4 protein-coding genes and 1 rRNA gene are annotated in these 6284 nt (G+C 72.2%); 3 read left to right on the top strand and 2 right to left on the bottom strand.

Annotated elements, in window-relative coordinates:
• Positions 1–305 precede the first annotated feature (305 nt).
• Together AC51EU_RS25655 and AC51EU_RS25650 are read left to right on the top strand one after the other, a co-directional pair.
• Complete coding sequence (locus tag AC51EU_RS25655; RefSeq protein WP_496269447.1) at positions 306–2324, top strand: acetoacetate--CoA ligase; 2019 nt, start codon at positions 306–308, stop codon at positions 2322–2324.
• 106 nt (positions 2325–2430) lie between these two features.
• The gene (locus AC51EU_RS25650) at positions 2431–3342 is read left to right on the top strand and encodes a DUF8829 domain-containing protein (RefSeq protein ID WP_496269446.1); all 912 of its coding nucleotides are present in this window, start codon (positions 2431–2433) and stop codon (positions 3340–3342) included.
• Positions 3343–3421: 79 nt separating this feature from the next.
• On the opposite strand, the gene ptsP is transcribed toward AC51EU_RS25650, so the two are convergent.
• Entirely contained in the window at positions 3422–5092 is a 1671-nt protein-coding gene (gene ptsP / locus AC51EU_RS25645; protein ID WP_496269445.1) for a phosphoenolpyruvate--protein phosphotransferase, read from the bottom strand.
• A gap of 77 nt (positions 5093–5169) precedes the next feature.
• Positions 5170–5619: a PTS sugar transporter subunit IIA gene (locus AC51EU_RS25640; protein ID WP_496269444.1), complete on the bottom strand. Its 450-nt coding sequence runs from the start codon at positions 5617–5619 to the stop codon at positions 5170–5172.
• 594 nt (positions 5620–6213) lie between these two features.
• Here AC51EU_RS25640 and AC51EU_RS25635 point away from each other — a divergent pair.
• Positions 6214–6284 (top strand): 16S ribosomal RNA (locus tag AC51EU_RS25635); the annotation flags it as partial.

Raw genomic sequence — 6284 nt, 5'->3', positions numbered from 1 at the left:
CCTGCGCCGGCCCCACCGCCCTGATCACCCGTGCCGACCGCACCAGATCACGCCCGTTCATGGTGATCACCCTGCCACCGACCACGCCCCGTGCGGACACCGTTCCCCCGCCGTTCACCCGCAGGGCGCCGAGCCCACCGAACGTCCACCCCATCCGCCCCGTACGACCGCCCCGCCCCCCCCCGGACCCGAAGCACACCCTGGTGCACAAGTCGATCACGTGGCATCGTCCTGACATGCCGCGTCCGCGCACCCACCGCCGTGCGCGGCCGACGCCGACCACGCGTACCGTCCGGGAGCCGATCATGACCACCGCACCGCAGCCCGCCCAGCAGCCGGAACCCCTCTGGCAGCCAGGACCGGACCGCATCGCCGGCGCCCGGCTCACCCGCTTCCACGCCTGGGCCGCCGACCACCACGGCGCCCCCGCACCCGTCCCCGGCGATCCCCAGGCCGACTACGCCGCCCTGCACCGCTGGTCCGTCGACGACCTCCCCGCCTTCTGGGCCGCCGTCGCCGAGTGGTTCGACGTCCGCTTCACCACCCCGTACGAGACCGTCCTCGCCGACCGCGCCATGCCCGGCGCCCGCTGGTTCCCCGGCGCCACCCTCAACTACGCCGCCCACGCGCTGCGCCCCGCCGACGACCCCGACCGCGCCGGCACCCCCGCCCTGCTGTACGCCGACGAGACCCACACCCCCACCACCGTCACCTGGGCCGCACTGCGCGACCAGGTCGCCTCGCTCGCCGCCGCCCTCCGCCGCCTCGGCGTCCGCCCCGGCGACCGCGTCAGCGGCTACGTCCCGAACATCCCGCAGGCCGTCACCGCCCTCCTCGCCACCGCGGCCGTCGGCGCCGTCTGGACCTCCTGCGCCCCCGACTTCGGCGCCCGCAGCGTCCTCGACCGCTTTCAGCAGGTCGAACCCGTCGTCCTGTTCACCGTCGACGGCTACCGCTACGGCGGCAAGGAACACGACCGCCGCGAGACCGTCACCGCCCTGCGCGAGGGCCTGCCCACCCTCCGCGCCGTCGTCCACATCCCGCTCCTGGACACCCCCGCCCCCGAAGGCACCCTCAACTGGTCGGACCTGACCGGGAACGACGAAGAACCGGTCTACGAACCGGTTCCCTTCGACCATCCGCTGTGGGTCCTGTACTCTTCCGGCACCACCGGCCTGCCCAAGGCCATCGTCCAGTCCCAGGGCGGCATCCTCCTCGAACACCTCAAGCAGACCGGCCTCCAGTGCGACCTCGGCCCCGGCGACCGCTTCTTCTGGTACACCTCGACCGGCTGGATGATGTGGAACTTCCTCGTCGGCGGCCTCCTCGTCGGCGCCACCCTCGTCCTCTACGACGGCAGCCCCGGCCACCCCGGCATCTGCGCCCAGTGGCAGATCGCCGCCCGCACCCGCGCCACCTTCTTCGGCACCTCCGCCGCCTACGTCATGGCCTGCCGCAAGGCCGGCGTCCACCCCGCCCGCGACCTCGACCTGAGCACCGTCCGGTGCGTCGCCACCACCGGCTCGCCCCTGCCGCCCGACGGCTTCCGCTGGCTGCACGACACCTTCCGCGAGAGCGGCGCCGACCTGTGGATCGCCTCCGTCAGCGGCGGCACCGACGTCTGCAGCTGCTTCGCGGGCGCCGTCCCCACCCTCCCCGTCCACATCGGCGAACTCCAGGCCCCGGGACTCGGCACCGACCTCCAGGCATGGGACGTCCACGGCGGGCCCGTCACCGACGAGGTCGGCGAACTCGTCGTCACCGCGCCCATGCCGTCCATGCCGGTCCGCTTCTGGAACGACCCCGGCGGCCGCCGCTACCACGACAGCTACTTCGACATGTTCCCCGGCGTCTGGCGGCACGGCGACTGGATCACCCTCACCTCCCGCGGCAGTGTCGTCATCCACGGACGCTCCGACTCCACCCTCAATCGCCAGGGCGTCCGCATGGGCTCCGCCGACATCTACGAGACCGTCGAACGCCTCCCCGAGATCCGCGAATCCCTCGTCATCGGCATCGAACTCCCCGACGGCGGCTACTGGATGCCCCTCTTCGTCCACCTCGCCCCCGGCGTCACCCTCGACGACGACCTGCGCAACCGCATCAAGCAGACCCTGCGCACCCACCTCTCCCCGCGCCACGTCCCCGACGACATCATCGAAGTACCCGGCGTCCCCCACACCCTCACCGGCAAGCGCATCGAGGTCCCCGTCAAACGCCTTCTCCAGGGCACCCCCCTCGACCAGGCCGTCAACCCCGGCTCCGTCGACGACCTCGAACTCCTCCGCCACTACGAGCGCCTCGCCGAGGACCGCAACCGGTAGGAGACCGCGCCCCACCGCCGTTGTCAGACCCCCCGATTACTCTCGGTGACGAATGAACTCCGCGGCGCACCACAGCGCCGCGGACCGTCCGCCCCCAGGGGGAGCCATGACACCGACCACCCGCCCCACCGACCACCGGCTGCGCCGCGAGATCCCCAGCACCGCCGCCGTCCTCGCCGACGAACGGGACTTCGCGGCCATGCGCCGCTACCGCACCTTCCCCTTCGACGACCACCACAGCTACCTCCGGCAGCTCGAAACCCTGCTGCGCACCCTCACCGACCAGGGCGTCCCCACCACCCTCGCCCTCTTCGACCCCGACGCCTACCACGCCTACTGCGAGGACCTCGGCCTCGAACCGGACCGCCCCGACAGCCGCGCCCGCTACACCGCCGCACTCGCCGGCACCGCCCCCACCGTGGCCTACAGCGGGGAACCCCTGGAACAACTCCTGCCCCTCCTCGTCGAGGAGGCCGAACGCCAGTCGGCCTGGGAACGCGCCACCGACCTCCTCGGCCGCGCCGGCGACTGCGAGGAATGCGGCACCGACCTCGCCGACGCCGCCTTCACCCGCGCCACCCAGGCCGTCACCCGGCTCCTCGACCTCCTCGGCGACGGCACCCACCACCTGGTGTGCAGCGTCCCCGCCGCCGAACCCGCCCTCCTCGCCATGCTCCACACCACCTCACGCGACGGCGGACGGCTCCAGCTCTCCGAACCCCACGCCCTCGCCTTCTGCACCGTCCTCGCCGCCGGAATCGCCCTCGGCACCCCCGGCGGACTCGTCACCCGCAGCAACCCGGCGCAGCCCCCGCCACCGGACACCACCGCCCCCGGCGCCGTCGTCCGCGGCTGGTCCCTGCGCGACGGATGGCTCCGCCCCCTCAGCGCGGCCCAGGTCTTCACCGCCTACTGCACCGACGCCGCCACCGGCGAGCCCGTCCCGCCCGAGCACCGCGTCGAATACGCCGCCGGCCTGCCCCTCCCACCACCGCCCGAGGACCACCGGCACCACTGACCCCTCCGCACACGACGACGGCCGCCCCGCCACACGGGCGGGACGGCCGTCCCCACACGGCGCCGGGCGCCGCACGGACTCACTCCCCGGAGAGCACCGCCTGCGCGGCGACCCGCGCGTCCTCGGCGGAGTCCGCCGCACGCGCCGCGGCGGCGGCCCGCTCGCACTGCGCCAGCGTGTGCTTCGCCAGCGTCGCCCGCACATACGGGATCGACGCCGCACCCATGGAAAGGCTGGTGACACCGAGCCCCGTCAGCACACAGGCCAACAGCGGATCGGAGGCAGCCTCACCACAGACACCACAGCTCTTGCCCTCGGCCTTCGCGGCCTCCGCCGACAGCGCCACCAGGTCCAGCAGCGCCGGCTGCCACGGGTCCTGGAGCCGGGAGACGGCCCCCACCTGGCGGTCGGCGGCGAAGGTGTACTGCGCCAGGTCGTTGGTGCCCAGCGACAGGAACTCCACCTCCTGCAGGATCGAACGCGCCCGCAGCGCCGCCGACGGGATCTCCACCATCGCACCGAACTTCGCCTGGAGACCGGCCTCCCGGCACGCGTCCGCGAACGCCTTGGCGTCCGCCCGGTCCGCCACCATCGGGGCCATGACCTCAAGGTAGACCGGCAGCCCCTCGGCGGCCTTCGCCAGCGCGGTCAGCTGGGTGCGCAGCACGTCCGGGTGGTCCAGCAGCGACCGCAGACCCCGCACACCCAGCGCCGGGTTCGGCTCGTCGGCCGGCGTCAGGAAGTCCAGCGGCTTGTCGGCACCGGCGTCCAGCACCCGCACCACGACCCGCCCCTCGGGGAAGGCCTCCAGCACCTTGCGGTACGCCTCGGTCTGCTTCTCCTGGGACGGCGCCCTCGTGCTGTCGTCCAGGAACAGGAACTCGGTACGGAACAGCCCGACGCCCTCCGCGCCGGCCTCCACCGCCGCCGGCACGTCCGCCGGACCGCCGACGTTCGCCAGCAGCGGCACCTTGTGCCCGTCCGACGTCGCGCCCGGGCCGGACGCCGCCGCCAGCGCGGCCCTGCGCTCCGCGGCGGCCCGCTCCAGCTCCGCCCGCTTCTCCGCGCTCGGGTCGACGAACACATCGCCCGTGCTGCCGTCGACCGCGATCACCGTGCCCTCGACCAGCTCCTGCGCACCCGGCAGCGCGACCACGGCCGGAACACCCAGGGCCCGCGCGAGGATGGCGCTGTGGCTGGTCGGCCCACCCTCCTCGGTCACGAACCCGAGCACCAGCGCCGGGTCGAGCAGCGCGGTGTCCGCCGGCGCCAGGTCCCGCGCGATCAGCACGTACGGCTCGTCGCTGTCCGGGACGCCCGGCATCGGCACGCCCAGCAGCCGCGCCACGATCCGGTTGCGTACGTCGTCGAGGTCCGCGACCCGCCCGGCGAGGTACTCGCCGGCACCGGCCAGCAGCGCCCGGTAGGCGGCGAACGCGTCGTACACCGCGCGCTCCGCGGTGCTGCCGACGGCGATCCGCCGCTCCACGTCGGCGATCAGCTCCGGGTCCTGCGCCATCATGGCCTGCGCCTCAAGGACGGCCTGCGCCTCCCCGCCCGCCAGGTTGCCCCGCGCGATCAGGTCGGCGGCCACGGCCTCCACGGCCTGGCGGGCGCGCCCCTGTTCACGCTCCGCCTCCTCGGCAGGGATCTGCTTGGCCGGCGGCTCCAGTACCGCTGTCCCCATGTGCCGCACCTCGCCGATCGCCACCCCGTGGCTCACGCCGACGCCTCGCAGCGTTGTCTCCATGTCACCCGTCTCCGGTTGGTGCGGCGGCACGCCGCCGCGGTGGATGTTCGTCCTGCCGTCGGAGGGACGGCCTCCGGCTACTGCCAGGAGAAGAGCGTGTCGCCGGCCTTGACGTCGCCGTCCTCACGGAGATCGCCGAGGGCGTCGGCCGCGGCGTCGAGGGCGACGACCGGGCAGACCGGCGACTTGCCGGCCTCTTCGACGGCCGCGGGGTTCCAGCGCACGACGGCCTGGCCGCGGGTCACGGTGTCGCCCTTGGCGACGAGGAGCTCGAAGCCCTCGCCGTTGAGCTGGACGGTGTCGATGCCGAGGTGCGTCAGCACCCCGTGGCCCTCGCCGTCCACGACGACGAACGCGTGCGGGTGGAGCGAGACGACGACGCCGTCGACGGGCGCGACGGCCTCGGAGGGCTCACGCACGGGGTCGATGGCGGTACCGGGACCCACCATCGCGCCGGAGAACACCGGGTCGGGCACGGCCGCGAGTCCGATGGCGCGTCCGGCGAGGGGGGACGTCACGGTGGTCATGGGAAGCCTCCCAGGGGTGGAGATTCAACAGGCCGCCGTCACTACCTGTCCTGGACGGCGCACCGGTCAGAGCGTAAGTCATAAGAACTGACGCACCCGCACGCACGACATCGGGGCGCATCACCTGGAGCAGCGAGGAATCGATTTGCCTCGCCCACGCCGGAGCTGTACTGTCGAAGACCTGCCCCGGACAGCCAGACCGCAGCAACTGCGGCCGGTGGAACGTGGGCGGCACTCCTTCGAATCGTGATTCGTATTATCGAATTAATGCTTCTGCATGTCTGCGGAAAAGTAAGCGAATCGAGAGGCCGAAAAGGTCTGATAGAGTGTGAAACACCGAAGGGAAGCGCCCGGAGGAGCCCGGAAGGGAATCCGAAGGAAGCGTCCGTTCCTTGAGAACTCAACAGCGTGCCAAAAGTCAACGCCAGATATGTTGATACCCCGTCCACTTCGGTGGATGAGGTTCCTTTGAAAAGTCCATCCCGGCCCTTGTGGCTGCGGGTGGCGCACACAGCGAGGACGCTGTGGACCACGAGGACTATTCCTCCTTGTGGTTCCGCTCTCGTGTGTGCTGTGCCGGATGACCGGCGAGCATTCACGGAGAGTTTGATCATGGCTCAGGACGAACGCTGGCGGCGTGCTTAACACATGCAAGTCGAACGATG

The organism is Candidatus Streptomyces philanthi (assembly GCF_059553635.1).
This window is presented reverse-complemented; position numbering and strand designations above follow the sequence as displayed.

Coding starts and splice junctions, on each gene's coding strand:
- ptsP (WP_496269445.1), bottom strand. CDS start 5,092: ATGGAGACAACGCTGCGAGGCGTCGGCGTGAGCCACGGGGTGGCGATC.
- AC51EU_RS25655 (WP_496269447.1), top strand. CDS start 306: ATGACCACCGCACCGCAGCCCGCCCAGCAGCCGGAACCCCTCTGGCAG.
- AC51EU_RS25650 (WP_496269446.1), top strand. CDS start 2,431: ATGACACCGACCACCCGCCCCACCGACCACCGGCTGCGCCGCGAGATC.
- AC51EU_RS25640 (WP_496269444.1), bottom strand. CDS start 5,619: ATGACCACCGTGACGTCCCCCCTCGCCGGACGCGCCATCGGACTCGCG.